Consider the following 15,358-nt stretch of genomic DNA (forward strand, 5'->3'; position numbering starts at 1 on the left):
ACCTAATCTGCTCTTTTGGCAACCGTTACTGCAGACAAATTATTTAAATCGGCCGCTGGCTGAATGTAAATTTTAGTATTCGAACTGTCGCCTGCTTGAGAAACTCGAACTACCTTACCAACATATAGTCCTTTAGGTGTAGTACCACCTAAACCTGAGGTAATCACTCGTGTGCCCTTTTTTATTTTTACATTGCGGGTAACTTGCCCCATCACAATTTGCCCTTTGTCCTTATCGTAGTCTGTGACTAAACCATTGACTACTTGACCTTCACTATTGGTCAATTGGACGGCAAAACGGTTGGCGCTATCATTGGTGGTCGAAATCAGCTCCACTTTACTACTCAACTTATTAACTTCTACCACCCGACCAATCAGACCTTGATCCACCATGACAGCAGAGTTTTTTGTAACACCAGCGTTAGAACCCTCGCTAATTACAATTTGATTTTGCCAACTACTTGGACTCCGTGTAATTACATAAGCAGAAATCCGGCCATAGTCGGTCAAAGTCCGGTTAAGGTTAACTTGTTTTTTTAGATTTTTATTTTCTTGCCGTAATGTTTGATTTTCCGCTTTGGTCTGCGCTAGCGTATTCAATTGGCTTTTCAAATGCTTATTTTCTTGATAAGTATCTGTTAAACTCGAAAGCGTAGTCCCCACATTTTTGACCTTTGCAATCGGCCACGTGACAACCCGATCAACCACAGCACTCGCGTCATTTCCAAAAGACTGGATAAAACTAGGAGCAGCGCTATTATTTCTCATCCCAATCGAAAAAGCAATGAGTAAGAAAGAGAAAATAAGCGCTACTAAAATTACGACCAAATTTCTATTAAAAAAAGATTTTTGCATTTTTTAGTCTCCATTCAAAAAATTAAGAGGCTGGACGATTTTCCAACCTCTTAATTGCCATGACTAATCGCCAGTCTTACTTATTTCGCATAACTTCGATACTCTTGAGAGATTCACCAGTCCCAATGGCCACACAATCAAGTGGATCAGTCGCAACGAAAACTGGTACTTCAGTAGCTTCACCAATCACTTCTGGTAAGTTACGTAAAAGTGCTCCCCCACCAGTTAAGACAATTCCGTGGTCAATCACATCAGCGGAAATTTCTGGAGATGTTTCCTCTAAAGTTTCCTTGACAGCTGTAATAATTTCTTGCACAAATTCTTGAATAGCTTCTGCCACATCAACCGGTTGAATTTCAATAGTTTTAGGTAACCCTGTCAACAAGTCACGTCCCCGAATAGATTGCGCTTCTAATTCCTTAGCTGCATCTACTGAAGCTGAAGCTACGTCAATCTTTAATTGTTCAGTCGTTCTTTCACCGATTAAAAGGTTATAGGTTTTACGTACATAGTAAGTGATAGCTTCATCAATTTTGTCACCTGCAATCCGAATAGAACGACTAGACACAATCCCACCTAAAGAAATAGTCGCCACATCAGTAGTCCCCCCACCGATATCTACAACCATACTCCCCGTAGGATCCATTACTGGTAAACCAGCCCCGACAGCAGCCGCAAATGGTTCCTCGATAACAAAAGCATCACGCGCCCCGGCTACCTTAGTAGCATCAATGACGGCTCGCTTCTCAACTTCAGTAACACCGCTTGGCACACACACCATTACATATGGGTGCATTGCCCGGTTTCCTAGGGCTTTTTCCATGTAGTAACGCATCATTGCAATCGTGGTATCGTAATCTGCGATAACCCCATCTTTCATAGGACGAATTGCGACAATATCGCCAGGTGTCCGCCCAATCATATCCCGAGCATCTGAACCAACAGCTAAAATCTCACCTGTTCTAACATTTTTTGCTACCACGGAAGGTTCACGTAAAACAATCCCTTTGCCTTCAACGTAGACAATCGTATTTGCAGTACCCAAATCAATTCCGATATTTTTTGTTCCTAATCCGAACAATGTTTCCCATCCCTTCACAAGGCCTATTATGGCACTATTTCACTTTATACTAGATTAATTATACCACACTTAAGGTGGTGACTGAGACTATTTTTAGCTCAATTCTAAGCATACTAAATAAACAGTCTCTGTGTCTTTTTTGGCGCAAATCTTAATGATTATTTAATCCTCAATCGGTTTGACCATTACGGCTTGCACGTTCTTTAAACCACGTACAACTTGAAAACTAACTTTTTGTCCTTTAGCTAAAGTTCGGGTAGCTGTCATAATCGCACTACGATATACAAAAATGGGATTAGCTTTATTTCCGTCAAGCTCAATAAACCCAAAACCTTTATCTGAGTTAAAGCGACTTACAGTTCCTGTTAACATTTTATTTTCCTCGCAACATTCTTAGACTTCAGGTTATAGTTTAGCAGATTTTGCATAAAAAATCTCAGAATTTGTAAGATTTACTAACTTTTTATAATTCCTTCTTCTCGTAAGCTGAGATAGTCACTATCACCAACGATAATATGATCCAAAAGATCAATTCCCAACAGTTCCCCACAATCCACCAGGCGCTTGGTTAAGTGTAAATCGTTTTTTGAAGGTGTGACCTTACCCGAAGGATGATTATGCACAATAAGCACATGGGCTGCACTATGCGCCAAAGCCTCTCGGAAAATTTCACGGGGATGGACTGTAGCAGAATTCAGAGTTCCAATAAAAATAACTTTTTCGGCAATCACTTGATTCTTAGTGTCTAAATATAGTCCCACCAAATGCTCTTGCTTTTCAAAACCATAACGTTCACTCATATACTTGCCAACTTCGCGACTAGAACAAACTTCACCCAAAGAGACTTTAGGTCGCTTTTGATAAGCTTGAGCAAAAGCTTGTAAAATAGCTAGCACCGGCCAGTAACGATCATCATCAATCAATCCACGCCACATAGCTGGTGTAAAATTTCGTAGTTGAGCAATGTGACTGTAGTTTTCAAAATAATTAGCCACAACTTTAGCAGCAACACGTTTGGGCATCATGGTTTCCAGTAAAAAATGTAAAATTTCTTTTTGGCTAAGAGAATCACTACCCCACTTGGTTAATTTGGTAACAACATCATCTTGTCGATATGCATTAATTAACGTCATTAAAAATACCCCCTTATTATATAAATACGCAAAAAGGGAGTAAAACTTGTTAAATTTGTAAAAATTTTTTTAAAACGTACATATTTTCCAGAACCTGAACGGTATGTCGCTTCACATAGTCATTCGGTTGAATGTAATCCGGAATCATAACTACTGGAATCTGAGCATTATTGGCGGCCTTAACCCCATTTAGAGAATCTTCCAAGATTAAGGTATGCTCTTTATTCGGTTGCCCACCTTTTTGCCAAGCTTTTAAAAAAATGTCAGGTGCCGGCTTGGTCTTTTCCACATCATCTGCAGTCACAATATCATCAAATAATTTTGTGGTTTGGGTATGCTCCATAAAAAAATTGACTTCCGATAAATTATTACTAGAAGCGATAATGGCCGGAATCTCATGTTCCCTTAAAGCTGTCACCAATTCTCGAACCCCAGGCTTTACTGCGAGTTGTCCCATTTCTACCAAAGAGTAAACTTCTTGACGACTAAGTTCCATGAACTCTTCAATCAAATCGCGACTACCATAATCCTGGGTCATCTGCTCAACCATCATACCATCACCACCGCCAATAAATTGTTGGTAATAATCAAGGTTAAAGCCAGACATGTTAAGCTTTTTAGCCACATTTCGATTAGCGTTAAAGTACAAAGTCTCAGAATCAAAGACGACCCCATCCATGTCAAATAACATTAATTTTAAATTATTCATCCATTTCCTCCTTGAAAAAAGCACGTACCTCTGAAACAAAGTATAGCGAACCCGCAAAGATAATCACATCACTTTCATCTGCTAAAAGTTCGGTTACCACTGTTTTAAAAGCAATTTTCCACGGACTGATGGCTTGTGCCTGTGGTAATTTTGTGGCTAATTTTTGCGGGTCAGCAACTTGACGATAAGCATCAAAATCCGTCAAAATCAACTGGACATTCGGTAATTTAGCCATCATCGTCAACATTTTTTCGGGCTCTTTATCAGCTAAGATTCCTAAAATCAAGAAGACGTGATTGGCATTAAAATGACTTTTAATCATTGTTGCTAATTCTTCAAAAGCCGCTAGATTATGAGCTCCATCCAAAAAGACTAGCGGCTGAGTAAAGATTTTTTCCATCCGTGCTGGCCAAGCTGTCTGTGCTAAGGCCAACTTCACAAGTTTAGTTTGAAGCTGAAAATTTTCCGCTTGTGCTACTAAACTCACGGCTTTAAGCGCACAAGTTGCATTATCAACTTGGTAAGCTCCCAACAAACCACTCGCTAAGGCTAATTTATGAAAACTATCATCACTGTAAATAAAGCTTTCTTGCCCATCTTTAAGCCCCGTTGCTTGATTTTTAAATGCTTGGCCTAATTGATAGTATGGTGCTTTTTTCTCACGTGCGACTGCTTTAATCACTTGAGCGACTTCAGGACTAACCTTACCCAAAACAAGAGGACAACTCGCCTTGATAATTCCCGCTTTTTGCTGAGCAATCTCCGGCAAGGTTGACCCTAGAATTTGTGCATGATCATAGCCAACTGTGGTAATTACAGAAACCAGTGGCTGCTGAATAATGTTTGTTGAGTCCAACAAGCCTCCAAGTCCCACTTCAACCACAACATAATCTGGTTTTATCTGACCAAAATAGGTAAACATTAGAGCAGTAATGATTTCAAATTCGGTCGGCCCCTGTTCACCAAGCTCAGCATCTAACTCAGCTACCACAGGACCGACTTGATTCACCAAAGTCACTAGCGTCTCATCATTAATCATCTGACCATTTAAGGCAATTCTTTCGTTAAATTTTACAATAAAAGGCGAAGTAAAGGTCCCAACTTCAAAGCCGTGAGCTAAGAGTAGCTCCCGAATAAAAGCGGTCGTCGATCCCTTCCCGTTGGTTCCTGTCACGTGAATAACCTTCAACTGTTCTTGCGGATTCCCCAATCTTTCCATGAGTAATTTCATAGTCGTCAAGGTTGGTTTCTTCTTAAATTTTGTGCGACCATGAATAAAATCCAAAGCAGCTTGATAATCTCTTACAAACATGCTATCACCATCCATTCTTAATTCTTAATTCTACTGGATAGCTTACCAAAGTGCAAAAAAGAAGCCTAGAATTCCTAGACTTCTCTTTCTTATAACCAGGTCGCTTGATAAATTTCTTCCTTAAAACCACAAGTTAAGGCGTGCTCATTGACCATCAGAGGACGCTTGATAAGTTTACCATTTTGCGCCATCATTTCCGCTGCTTCTTCTATGGTCATCTCCGTTACTCGGTCTTTGAGACCTAATTTGCGATAATCTTGACCACTGGTATTAAAAAAGTAACGGATTCCTCGGTCTTGATACTTGGTCATCCAAGCAATTAAATCAGCTTTTTTTGGGGGAAAATCCACCAAATCTTGACTTTCATAGCTCACTTGGTGGTCATCTAACCACTTTTGGGCTTTTTTACACGTCGAACAACGCTTATAACAGTAAAACATCGTCATAAGAACCCCCCTATCTAAACTCAATCTCATTATTTGAGAACATATAGCTCTTATAGTGATAACGCATCGACATAATGAAACCAATCCCCAACATATTTCCCAAAAGGGCTGACCCCCCTTGGCTGACAAAAGGTAAAGGAATCCCAGTTAGAGGTAACAGACCAATATTCATCCCAATATTTTCAAAAACATGGAATAAAATCATCATGATAACCCCAGTTGAAATATAAGCATAAAATTCATTTTTGGTATCAAAGGTCACTTGAATCATTTGGAAAATCAATAAAAGATAAATGAAAATCAAGAGACAAGAGCCAATAAAGCCAAAATTTTCGCCAATTACAGAGAAAATCATATCTGATTCTCGTACAGGTACGTAGACATTAGAAACATTAAATCCTTTACCCAACAGTTGGCCAGAACCAATGGCCTTCATACTTTGCCATAACTGATAGCTATCCCCACTGGTACTACCAGCAGGATTTAACCAAGAGTCAATTCGCTTAAACTGGTAAGTTGCAAAGCCAATTTTTTCCAAGAGCGTACGGTCATAAACTACTAAGAAAATAGCTAAACCGCCGATAATTGAAGCTCCGGCAAAACCTGGTACGATAATCTTCCAGGTAATCCCCGACATCAAAATGACCCCACCTAAGATAGCAATAAACACCAACATAGTCCCAAAGTCATTTTGAAGCTTTAATAAGATGGCAATCGGTGCAGTCCAAGCTAACATTTTTCCAATTAACAACCAGTCGGACTCCCAACTATGCTCATACTCGGAATTATGTTGCGTGACGACTCGCCCCAACATTAAAATAAAGGCTGGTTTCATAACTTCGGACGGCTGGAAAGTAAAAGGTCCTAAAGCAAACCAAGACTTAGCCCCCGTGTTAGCAGCATAAGAACGACTATAAAAAAACAGTACTAATATTAAGAGGGTAATCCCGATTCCGTAAGCCAAAGGAGCTATCTTCCAAAGCTGTTCAGCATCAAATTGCATTATGATAGCCACCATAATAGCCCCTAATGTATACCAAATCAGTTGTGAAATAACAGTTCGCGAAATCGAAACTGTACTAGTCCCATGTTTTAAAGCCACATAAAGGGAAACCATCCCAATTACAGCTAAGACCAGGATACAAAAGACTATCCCCCAGTCAATACGCATTTCAACATCGTCATCCTTAACGCGATGTAAATTTTTGGTATTCACTAAAAAAACTCCTTTATGCATAGATGCACACGACAAAATTTTAAGTTAATTATACATAAGAGCCGACTGAAAAGAAGGAACAGTCGGCAAACTTAAGAATATTTTTACCCGCGGTGTAAGTGAAAATCGCGAATTAATAAAGTTATGGCTTCACTTTGAGAAGAAACGCGAAATTTTTCTCCCGAAGGTAAGACCGCAACCGTCTTACCCCCATCTTCTGTCACCAAACCTAACGATTCAGTGCCCAACTTCAATTCTGTCGCTGGATTACCATCCACTCCAACAGTTTCTGTTTCAGTAATTTCAACATTTTTTTCTCTTCTTGACACTTAAAAAGTCCTCCTCATTAACCTTACTTCTCTTCTTTATTAGGATTACGTACCAAAGAAAAATGTTCTGGTACATAATCAATTCCACCTCTGACAAAAGGATTACAACGTAGAATCCGACTTAATCCCATAATAAGCCCTAAAAAGCCATGTTTTTCAATTGCCACTACCATGTAATTTGAACAAGTCGGGTAATAACGACATGATGGTGGTGTCAATGGTGAAATACATTTTTGATAAAACCGCACTGGTAAAATCAGAAATTGTCGCAATAACCTCATCTTATTGCTTACCACTTTGAATTTGTTCTAACAAAATCCCCGTACCAACAGCTACATCATCTAGTGGTGTTTCAGCTACATTAACAGGAATACTTAAGGCATCTGATAACAGTTCAGCGGCGCCATCAATCATTGCACCTCCACCAGTTAAAACAATCCCACTATCGATAATATCGGCAGCTAATTCCGGTGGCGTCTCACTTAAAACATCATGTGTTGCAGAAACAACCGCCATCATAGTATCGTGTAAGGCAACTTCGATTTCATCAGATGTGACCTTAATCGCTTGTGGTAAACCATTAACCATGTCCCGACCTCGCACTTCCATTTCTTCATTGCGATGCCCCTTTAAAACTGTTCCAATCGTCTTTTTTACCTTTTCAGCGGTATTTTCACCAATGATTAGTCCCCGTTCTTTACGGATATAGTTAGCAATATCCTGGTTTAAACGATCCCCCGCAATCCGCAAAGAACGAGATACAACGATATCACCCATGGAAAGGACGGCTATGTCACTCGTTCCACCACCAATATCAATCACCATGGAACCGTAAGGACGGAAAATATCTAAACCAGCCCCCACAGCAGCAACCTTTGGTTCTTCTTCTAAGTAAATTTTTCCCCCACCGTTAGCTTTTTCAGCGGCCTGACGGATAGCTTTTCTTTCAATATCCGTGGTATTAGTTGGACAACAGATTAACACATTAGGTTTTGACATGAAGCCTTTGACGTTTAACTTTTTGATAAAGTAAGTTAACATTTGTTCGGTCATATCAAAATCCGCAATTACCCCATCTTTTAAAGGTCGAATTGCACGAATACTTCCTGGAGTCCGTCCGACCATCTTGTAGGCTTCTGAACCTACGGCGAGGACTTTATTCGTTTTAGTATCAATTGCCACCACGGATGGTTCATCAAGGACAATTCCCTTACCTTGAACGTTGATTAGGACGTTGGCAGTTCCTAAATCAATTCCAATATCATTTGCCATATTACTCCTTACTACCAGTCTTTCAGGTAGCCTTCCTTTCTTGCAATTTTCTTTAAGCATACACTATTTTCATTACATCATATTATTATAACATGAACTGAGTAAAAAAGGGCTGATTTTTCATCACCCCTCCTAACTAAACCCTTTGTTTATTAACGATATATTCACCTTCGGCAGTAATATCATTAACTCGCTTAACTTGTGCACCTAAAGCCGCTAATTTCCCATGAAAATTATAGTAACCACGATCCAAGTATTCCAAATGGGTAACTTGCGTGATTCCCTTAGCCACTAAACCAGCAATCACTAAAGCCGCTGCTGCTCGTAAATCAGTGGCAGCAACCTCTGCTCCTCCAAGCTTAGCAGGACCGTAAAGTAAGACACTGTTGCCTTCGACCTTGAAGTTTGCATTCATACGCCGCATTTCTTCCAAGTGCATGAAGCGGTTTTCAAAAACAGTTTCTGTCAATAAACTAGCCCCCTCAGCACACAATTGTAAGATTGACATTTGTGGTTGCATATCCGTTGGAAAGCCGGGGTGTGGCAAAGTCTTGACCGCAACAGGCTTGAGCTTTTCAGGTCCAATTACTCGTAAACCAGCTTCTTCTTCAATAACTTGGATCCCCATTTCTTCCATTTTCGAAATCAAAGGAATGTTGTGCTCTAAGATTGCATCCTTGATTAAAACATTTCCTTGAGTTACGGCCGCAGCAACCATAAAGGTCCCAGCTTCAATCCGATCTTGTACCACCGCGTGTTTAACCCCGTGAAGTTGCTTAACCCCACGAATTTTTAAGGTCTCAGTTCCAGCGCCACGGACATCGGCACCCATCTTATTTAAAATATTTGCTAAGTCTACAATCTCGGGTTCACGTGCAGCATTTTCAATGATAGTTTCACCTTCGGCTAAGGTCGCAGCCATCATAATATTTTGGGTTGCCCCCACACTTGGGAAGTCCAAGTAAATGTTGGCCCCTTTTAAGCCTGTGGTTTTAGCTTCGATAAAACCATCGTGTTGTTCAATTTCCGCTCCTAAGGCCTCTAAACCTTTGAGATGCAAGTCCACTGGCCTTGAGCCAATCGCACATCCCCCGGGCATGGCGACTTTGGCGTGCTTCAAGCGCGCCAAAAGCGGGCCTAAGACCACGATAGAAGCACGCATCTTCGAAACATACTTAAATGGCGCTTCATAAGATAACTTACCACTAGCATCCAGTTCGATAGTTTTGTTAGCTTCATCAAAACCCACCTCAACATTTAAGAACCGAATCACATTATTCATCGTGTATACATCAGATAAAATGGGCACATTGATTAAAGTTGTGCGTCCTTCACTAGGTAAAATCGCCGCTGCTAAAATTGGTAAAACCGCATTTTTGGCCCCTTCAATTTCGACAGTCCCTTCAAGACGATTACCACCTCTTACAATAATTTTTTCCAAAGAAAAATCCTCCGACCTCTACTTGATTAAATAACCCAGATTTTTAATATTTTCAATCACACTTAAAAAGAATGAACTACATAAAAATCCAATTGCTACAGACACCAACACAATCACCACTTTAAAGTGGTCTTGTTTTTCTTGATTGACATAACGATCAAAACGTAATGCCTGAAATCCCCTAAAAGCTAGTAAAATAAATGCAAAATGACTCACGAGAGTCATCAGTGCGGTTATTCCTTGATACTGCATAATATTTTCACTCCAAATCATCCTAATCATAGCATATTTTCCCTAGTTCGTCAGTTTATAATTTTTAAATCTTTTTCAAACTTTAATATTTAAATATCGCCCACAACATAAAGTGCTTTAATTTCTAGTATCTTTAAAAGATTAGACTCATATCAAACATTTGTAACAAATAACCCTCAAACAGCATCCCTACTGTTCAAGGGTTATCAACTTATTTAAAAGAAACAATCGTAGCACCATTGCCCCCTGCGTTTGGCGGTGCATATTCAAAGTGTTTGACAGCACGGTTAGACTGTAGATACTCAGTAATTCCCTTCCGTAAAGCTCCGGTCCCCTTGCCATGAATAATTGTCACAGAAGGGAAGCCTGCCATAATAGCTTCGTCAATGTAGCGGTCGACTTCATTCATAGCTTCTTCATAGCGTTTACCCCGCAAATCTAAGCTCGCTGAAGTCCGCACTGAACGACTACGCTTTACACTAGCACGGTTAACCGTCTTTTGTGGTTTTTCTTCTGCAATTTTTTCTAAGTCAGCTTCATCAAGCTTCATCTTCAAAATCCCAATTTGTACTTCCCAAACGTGATTACCAGCCTTTTTCATCAGCGTTCCCCGTTGACCATAGGACTTGACAAGAACCTCGTCACCTTCTTTAAAGATTTTTTTGGCTTTCGCTCTTTGTAAAACCTTATTTTTCTGGAGATGGATGGGTTGTTCCAATTTGTTCAACCTAGTCTTGGCATCAATTAGTTCATTTTCTTTAACCCCATTACCGGCGCTTTGTTGCATCTTATGCAAGTCGGAAATCACATCTGCCGTTTGTTTACGCGTATTTTCCACGATTTCATTAGCTTTTGCCTTGGCTTGGTTCAAAAGGCTATCCCTTTGAGAGACAAAATTATTGTAAGCTTTGCGTAAATCATTGTGTAATTTCTCGGCTTCAGTTAGATACTTATTCAGACTGATGGCTTCTTCTTCAGCCGTATGACGTTTTTCGACCAAGTCCGCAATCATTTCATTGAGATCTTGACTGGACTGACTGGTCAATTGGCGAGCCGCTTCCACGACCATAGTATCTAAACCCAAGCGTAGAGAGATTTCCAAAGCATTAGAACGACCAGGAATTCCGAGTAAAAGCCGGTAAGTGGGCTGAAGGGTCTCTACATCAAATTCCATAGAGGCATTAATCGTCTCTGGTCTTTCAAAACCATAGGCCTTAAGTTCAGGATAGTGGGTAGTCGCCACCACATAAGAACCTTTAGCCCCAACAGCATCCAGAATCGAAATAGCCAAAGCGGCCCCTTCTTGCGGATCGGTTCCAGCCCCCAATTCGTCAAAGAGAACTAAGGATTTATCATCGACATGTTTAAGTATTTCTACAATATTAACCATGTGGGAAGAGAAAGTGGATAAGCTCTGTTCAATTGATTGTTCATCCCCAATATCCGCAAAAATTTCAGTAAAGACCCCAATCCGACTATGTTCACCAGCCGGAATAAAGAGCCCAGATTGTCCCATTAATTGGATTAAGCCCAAGGTCTTCAAAGTAATCGTCTTTCCCCCAGTGTTAGGTCCGGTAATCACGATTGCTTTATAATCTTTTCCAATGGCTAGATCATTTTTGACCGCCTTTTTGGCATCCAATAAGGGGTGCCAGACTTGACGGAGGTAAATGTCATTTTCTGCAGATAATTCTGGTTGTGTTGCCTTGAGGTCTGCAGCATAGCGGGCTTTAGCATTCACAAAGTCTAATTGACCTAAAATACGCATATTTTGATCAATTTCTTCAGTATATGGTGCAACTGCTTGGGATAATTCCCGCAAAACTCGCAAAATTTCTTCATGTTCCTTGGCTTGTTGTTGGCGTAAACGGTTATTCAACTCCACAATTGCCTTAGGTTCTACGAAAACTGTCGCTCCTGAAGCAGATTGGTCATGGACCATCCCCCCAAAATGCTTCTTATACTCGGTCTTAACCGGAATTACATAGCGATCATCACGCATGGTAACAACAGCATTGGTCAAGTACTTAGCTTGACTGCCCTTGGTAAAGGAAACCAGGCGCTGGCGAATTTCATCTTCAGTACCTGAAATTTGTCGACGCAATGACCGTAATAAAGGTGAAGCCTCATCGCGCACATACCCATCATCTTCCAAGGAAAGATTCAACACTTTGGTTAATTCAGGCAAACTTTCTAGACGTATTAATAATTGGTTTAACGTAGGCAAAGGTACTTCGGGTGTAGTAATTTCCTTGAAGAAACGGCGTATTTCACTGGTCGAACGCAAAATTTTCCCAATGGCTGCTAATTCTTTTCCATTCAAAACTGCCCCAATTTTGAGTCGTTTAAGCTGGGGGGTAACGGTCTTTAAATTTGCCAAAGGGATACCACCCTTGAGACGTAAAATATCAGCCCCTTCCTTGGTTTGGGCAAGATTTTCACAAATTAAATCATAGTCTTGGCTTGGAACCAGGTGATTAGCCAGATTTTGGCCCATTTCGGTGGTGGTTTTAGCACTTAAAAATTCCCGAATTTTGTAATATTCCAACGTAGCTAAAACTTTTTGATTCACTAATCACTAACCTCCTCATTATTCAGCTTTTCGAGACTTGCCAGATAGGTCTTAAGTTCTTCTAATTCCGCTTGTTTCTTTAATTGGTCTGAGACCGCATTAATTGCTAATAGCACCGCCGCTTTCTCCTTCGTTAATGATGGCATCATTTCCTTCAAAGCCCCTAATTGCTCTTCAACCAGTTTTATGACTGCCTGCATATGTTCAGGGCTACTTTTCCCGATAATAGTATATGTTTGTCCATCAATTTCTACTTTAAAACGTCGCTTATTTTCTGTCATGATTACCTATCCTTATCTCGTTTAAATAATGCAAAAGGTCCCCTAAAAAGGAGACCCGTCATATTACAGATTTTCACCGTTTAAAATGGTGGTCATTACATCTTCGACCATTTGCCATTCTTCTTCACTTTCGATTTCGAAGAGATCGGCTTCTTGTTCTTGCCAACTTTCGGTATCCGCAAAAGCAAAGGCTAAGATTTCAGCATCTTCTTCTAAAGCAGTTAATAAAATGTATGACTTCCCATGTTGGTCGGAAGCAAAAGTAAAGACTTCTTGAAAATCTTGTTTTTCTCCTTGATCGCTAACCAAAGTAACTAAACCGTCCTTATTTTTATCCCGTACCAGGGTCAATAATTTTTCTGCCATGTTATTTACTTTCTTCTTCTAAGAATTGGTCTAAGGCGTTTTCTACCATGGCCCATTCTTCATCATCTTCGATATCAAATAAATCAGCTTCCGTTGCTGTTCCGTCTTGTTCTGGATTAAATGAGAAAGCCAGCACGTCGACTTGTTCATCAGGCTCAGAACCGGCAGGAACTAATAAAATGTATGATTTGTTGTATTCTTCTGAAGTGAATGTAAATAAAACTTGAAATAAAGTTTCGTTACCCTCATCATCAACTAAAGTAATCATTTCGTTATCATTATTTGCTTGTGCCATAGAAAATCTCCTTATTTTATCAAATCAACAAGTTTACCCTGACTGTCGAGGTAATTTTGTAAAATCAACCCGGCGGCTAACTTGTCGATAACTTTTTTTCTTTTTTTACGTGAAGTGTCAGCTTTTTCAACTAACATTCTTTCAGCTTGTACGGTGGTCAAGCGCTCATCTTGAAAATCAATGGGCAAGCCAAATCTTTCTGTCAACATTTGGCCGTAAGCTTGACTAGCTTCAGCCCGTGGACCTAGACTATTATTCATATTCTTAGGTAAACCCAAGACAAAACCACTAATGTTGTGTTCTTTGACTAATTCTGCCACCCGGTCTAAACCGAAAATTTGATTTTCTTCATCAATTGGAATAATCTCGACTCCTTGAGCAGTCCAGCCCAATAAATCACTGACGGCGACTCCGACCGTGCGAGAACCGACATCTAAACCCATCAAACGTCCCATCTAACTTGCTCCTTATTTTAAGTAGGAACGGACTAATTCTTCAACGATTTCGTCACGCTCATGCTTTCTGATTAAATTACGGGCGTTGTTGAGCCGAGGAATGTAGGCTGGATCTCCCGATAAGAGGTAACCAACAATTTGATTAATTGGGTTATAACCCTTTTCTTCCAAAGCGGTATATACAGTTTCTAATGTTTCGCGAACATCTTTTTCACGTTTATCATTATAATCAAAATACATTGTCTCATCTAATGAACTCATTGTACGCACCCCCATTTTTAAATTCCACCTTTTATTCTACTAAAATCTTCGCCTTGTAACAATTAAAAAGTCTCCTTGTAACCAACTTGTAATTATTTAGAATTACCTAACTTCCAACCTAGCACGCCTTCAGCACCGCCAGATAGTTGCCTCTTCTCTTTATGTAAGTACTTAGCATCCCCTCAAAGCACACCACGTCAGGGGCTTTCTTTTATTTTTTCAATGCTTAGCACGAAAATTTGAATTGCTTTGGATACGGAAACTTTGCTACATTAGTTGTAAACAATTTGGGAGGTAGCTAAATATGGTAGGTGTCATCATTGATACGATAGCAGTCTTACTCGGAGGGCTCCTAGGAGCTTGGGGTGGCCACCACTTAAGTGAAGATTTTAAACGTAATTTAAATTTAATTTTTGGGATTTGCGCTATGGGCATGGGTATTATGGCGATTGCACCCATGAAGAATATGCCTGCAGTCATTTTTGCCCTAATTTTAGGGACTGCCATCGGACTAATTTCCCACTTGGGACAACTTTTCGATAAAGGAGCTCTCCTCTTGCAAACACCGGTTACCAAGTTTATCCACACCGAAAAACTCGGTCTCAATGAATATGACTTTGTTAACCAGTTAGTAACTGCCATCGTAATTTTCTGTACGAGCGGGACGGGAATTTACGGAGCTTTAACTGCCGGAATGACTGGCGATAATTCGATTTTAATTTCTAAGGCAATTTTAGATTTATTCACCGCCGCAATCTTTGCCTGCAATTTAGGCTATGTAGTTTCTTTGGTTGCCTTACCCCAATTTATCGTTTTATTCGCTCTCTTCATTTTGGCCCAGTTCATCTTTCCTTTGACCAGTGGCGATATGATTACAGATTTCAAGGCCTGTGGTGGCTTTTTAATGTTAGCGACTGGTTTTCGCATGGCCAAAATCAAAATATTCCCGATTGCTGATATGATTCCAGCCATGGTCCTAGTCATGCCTTTCACCTGGTTATGGACCACGTTTATTCTACCGGCCTTAGCTAGCTAAAATTTATAAAAAAAGTAGTGGAAGTCCAACATTTCCACTACTTTTTT

General features: G+C 40.1%; 20 protein-coding genes. 1 reads left to right on the forward strand and 19 read right to left on the reverse strand.

Features of this window, described 5'->3' with window-relative positions:
* Window positions 1–2 precede the first annotated feature (2 nt).
* The 19 genes from mreC to FC36_RS00700 form a co-directional block, all read right to left on the reverse strand.
* Window positions 3–854 carry a rod shape-determining protein MreC gene (gene mreC, locus FC36_RS00615; RefSeq protein ID WP_025020230.1) on the reverse strand — a complete coding sequence of 284 codons (852 nt, stop codon included), beginning with the start codon at window positions 852–854 and terminating at the stop codon, window positions 3–5.
* Between the two features lie 76 nt (window positions 855–930).
* Window positions 931–1,935 (reverse strand): rod shape-determining protein, encoded by a 1,005-nt coding sequence (locus FC36_RS00620; protein ID WP_025020229.1) that lies wholly within the window; start codon window positions 1,933–1,935, stop codon window positions 931–933.
* A gap of 162 nt (window positions 1,936–2,097) precedes the next feature.
* The gene (locus FC36_RS00625) at window positions 2,098–2,307 is read right to left on the reverse strand and encodes a cold-shock protein (protein ID WP_025020228.1); all 210 of its coding nucleotides are present in this window, start codon (window positions 2,305–2,307) and stop codon (window positions 2,098–2,100) included.
* 83 nt (window positions 2,308–2,390) lie between these two features.
* Window positions 2,391–3,068, reverse strand: a complete 678-nt coding sequence (radC, locus tag FC36_RS00630) for a RadC family protein (RefSeq protein WP_023858969.1) — start codon at window positions 3,066–3,068, stop codon at window positions 2,391–2,393.
* Window positions 3,069–3,117: 49 nt separating this feature from the next.
* Window positions 3,118–3,777, reverse strand: coding sequence for an HAD family hydrolase (locus FC36_RS00635; RefSeq protein WP_023858970.1), 660 nt, complete (start codon window positions 3,775–3,777; stop codon window positions 3,118–3,120).
* Window positions 3,770–5,089 (reverse strand): bifunctional folylpolyglutamate synthase/dihydrofolate synthase, encoded by a 1,320-nt coding sequence (locus tag FC36_RS00640; RefSeq protein WP_025020227.1) that lies wholly within the window; start codon window positions 5,087–5,089, stop codon window positions 3,770–3,772. The genes FC36_RS00635 and FC36_RS00640 overlap by 8 nt, the downstream gene beginning before the upstream one ends.
* An 89-nt stretch (window positions 5,090–5,178) precedes the next feature.
* Window positions 5,179–5,535 carry an arsenate reductase family protein gene (locus FC36_RS00645; protein ID WP_023858972.1) on the reverse strand — a complete coding sequence of 119 codons (357 nt, stop codon included), beginning with the start codon at window positions 5,533–5,535 and terminating at the stop codon, window positions 5,179–5,181.
* 10 nt (window positions 5,536–5,545) lie between these two features.
* Window positions 5,546–6,706 carry an FtsW/RodA/SpoVE family cell cycle protein gene (locus FC36_RS00650; protein WP_420323916.1) on the reverse strand — a complete coding sequence of 387 codons (1,161 nt, stop codon included), beginning with the start codon at window positions 6,704–6,706 and terminating at the stop codon, window positions 5,546–5,548.
* Between the two features lie 149 nt (window positions 6,707–6,855).
* Window positions 6,856–7,080, reverse strand: a complete 225-nt coding sequence (locus FC36_RS00655) for a DUF2969 domain-containing protein (protein WP_023858974.1) — start codon at window positions 7,078–7,080, stop codon at window positions 6,856–6,858.
* A gap of 23 nt (window positions 7,081–7,103) precedes the next feature.
* A complete protein-coding gene (yidD, locus tag FC36_RS11470; protein ID WP_173391348.1) occupies window positions 7,104–7,352 on the reverse strand; it encodes a membrane protein insertion efficiency factor YidD in 249 nt (82 codons plus the stop codon).
* Window positions 7,353–7,362: 10 nt separating this feature from the next.
* The gene (locus tag FC36_RS00660) at window positions 7,363–8,352 is read right to left on the reverse strand and encodes a rod shape-determining protein (RefSeq protein ID WP_025020226.1); all 990 of its coding nucleotides are present in this window, start codon (window positions 8,350–8,352) and stop codon (window positions 7,363–7,365) included.
* Between the two features lie 136 nt (window positions 8,353–8,488).
* On the reverse strand, window positions 8,489–9,793 hold the full coding sequence (gene murA / locus FC36_RS00665) for a UDP-N-acetylglucosamine 1-carboxyvinyltransferase (RefSeq protein ID WP_025020225.1): 1,305 nt from the start codon (window positions 9,791–9,793) through the stop codon (window positions 8,489–8,491).
* A gap of 18 nt (window positions 9,794–9,811) precedes the next feature.
* Entirely contained in the window at window positions 9,812–10,045 is a 234-nt protein-coding gene (locus FC36_RS00670; RefSeq protein ID WP_025020224.1) for a DUF1146 family protein, read from the reverse strand.
* A gap of 211 nt (window positions 10,046–10,256) precedes the next feature.
* Window positions 10,257–12,617, reverse strand: a complete 2,361-nt coding sequence (locus FC36_RS00675; RefSeq protein WP_025020223.1) for an endonuclease MutS2 — start codon at window positions 12,615–12,617, stop codon at window positions 10,257–10,259.
* Window positions 12,617–12,898 (reverse strand): cell division protein ZapA, encoded by a 282-nt coding sequence (zapA, locus tag FC36_RS00680; protein WP_023858980.1) that lies wholly within the window; start codon window positions 12,896–12,898, stop codon window positions 12,617–12,619. The genes FC36_RS00675 and zapA overlap by 1 nt, the downstream gene beginning before the upstream one ends.
* Window positions 12,899–12,961: 63 nt before the next feature.
* On the reverse strand, window positions 12,962–13,264 hold the full coding sequence (locus FC36_RS00685) for a DUF1292 domain-containing protein (protein ID WP_056986652.1): 303 nt from the start codon (window positions 13,262–13,264) through the stop codon (window positions 12,962–12,964).
* A 1-nt stretch (window position 13,265) separates the two neighbouring features.
* Window positions 13,266–13,559 (reverse strand): DUF1292 domain-containing protein, encoded by a 294-nt coding sequence (locus tag FC36_RS00690; protein WP_023858982.1) that lies wholly within the window; start codon window positions 13,557–13,559, stop codon window positions 13,266–13,268.
* A gap of 11 nt (window positions 13,560–13,570) precedes the next feature.
* Complete coding sequence (gene ruvX, locus FC36_RS00695; protein ID WP_023858983.1) at window positions 13,571–14,014, reverse strand: Holliday junction resolvase RuvX; 444 nt, start codon at window positions 14,012–14,014, stop codon at window positions 13,571–13,573.
* Between the two features lie 12 nt (window positions 14,015–14,026).
* Entirely contained in the window at window positions 14,027–14,275 is a 249-nt protein-coding gene (locus tag FC36_RS00700) for an IreB family regulatory phosphoprotein (protein ID WP_035189849.1), read from the reverse strand.
* 304 nt (window positions 14,276–14,579) lie between these two features.
* On the opposite strand from FC36_RS00700, the gene FC36_RS00705 reads away from it, so the two are divergent.
* Window positions 14,580–15,311, forward strand: coding sequence for a DUF554 domain-containing protein (locus FC36_RS00705; RefSeq protein ID WP_056986653.1), 732 nt, complete (start codon window positions 14,580–14,582; stop codon window positions 15,309–15,311).
* The last annotated feature ends 47 nt before the right edge of the window (window positions 15,312–15,358 follow it).

The organism is Ligilactobacillus equi DSM 15833 = JCM 10991, from assembly GCF_001435735.1.
Taxonomy (GTDB): Bacteria; Bacillota; Bacilli; order Lactobacillales; family Lactobacillaceae; genus Ligilactobacillus; species Ligilactobacillus equi.

What these genes read in the sequence shown, in the direction of transcription:
- ruvX (WP_023858983.1), bottom strand. Translation starts at nt 14,014, where the DNA reads ATGGGACGTTTGATGGGTTTAGATGTCGGTTCTCGCACGGTCGGAGTC.
- FC36_RS00660 (WP_025020226.1), bottom strand. Translation starts at nt 8,352, where the DNA reads ATGGCAAATGATATTGGAATTGATTTAGGAACTGCCAACGTCCTAATC.
- FC36_RS00625 (WP_025020228.1), bottom strand. Translation starts at nt 2,307, where the DNA reads ATGTTAACAGGAACTGTAAGTCGCTTTAACTCAGATAAAGGTTTTGGG.
- FC36_RS00670 (WP_025020224.1), bottom strand. Translation starts at nt 10,045, where the DNA reads ATGCAGTATCAAGGAATAACCGCACTGATGACTCTCGTGAGTCATTTT.
- FC36_RS00635 (WP_023858970.1), bottom strand. Translation starts at nt 3,777, where the DNA reads ATGAATAATTTAAAATTAATGTTATTTGACATGGATGGGGTCGTCTTT.
- FC36_RS00640 (WP_025020227.1), bottom strand. Translation starts at nt 5,089, where the DNA reads ATGTTTGTAAGAGATTATCAAGCTGCTTTGGATTTTATTCATGGTCGC.
- FC36_RS00690 (WP_023858982.1), bottom strand. Translation starts at nt 13,559, where the DNA reads ATGGCACAAGCAAATAATGATAACGAAATGATTACTTTAGTTGATGAT.
- mreC (WP_025020230.1), bottom strand. Translation starts at nt 854, where the DNA reads ATGCAAAAATCTTTTTTTAATAGAAATTTGGTCGTAATTTTAGTAGCG.
- zapA (WP_023858980.1), bottom strand. Translation starts at nt 12,898, where the DNA reads ATGACAGAAAATAAGCGACGTTTTAAAGTAGAAATTGATGGACAAACA.
- FC36_RS00645 (WP_023858972.1), bottom strand. Translation starts at nt 5,535, where the DNA reads ATGACGATGTTTTACTGTTATAAGCGTTGTTCGACGTGTAAAAAAGCC.
- radC (WP_023858969.1), bottom strand. Translation starts at nt 3,068, where the DNA reads ATGACGTTAATTAATGCATATCGACAAGATGATGTTGTTACCAAATTA.
- FC36_RS00650 (WP_420323916.1), bottom strand. Translation starts at nt 6,706, where the DNA reads ATGCGTATTGACTGGGGGATAGTCTTTTGTATCCTGGTCTTAGCTGTA.
- FC36_RS00685 (WP_056986652.1), bottom strand. Translation starts at nt 13,264, where the DNA reads ATGGCAGAAAAATTATTGACCCTGGTACGGGATAAAAATAAGGACGGT.
- FC36_RS00705 (WP_056986653.1), top strand. Translation starts at nt 14,580, where the DNA reads ATGGTAGGTGTCATCATTGATACGATAGCAGTCTTACTCGGAGGGCTC.
- FC36_RS00700 (WP_035189849.1), bottom strand. Translation starts at nt 14,275, where the DNA reads ATGAGTTCATTAGATGAGACAATGTATTTTGATTATAATGATAAACGT.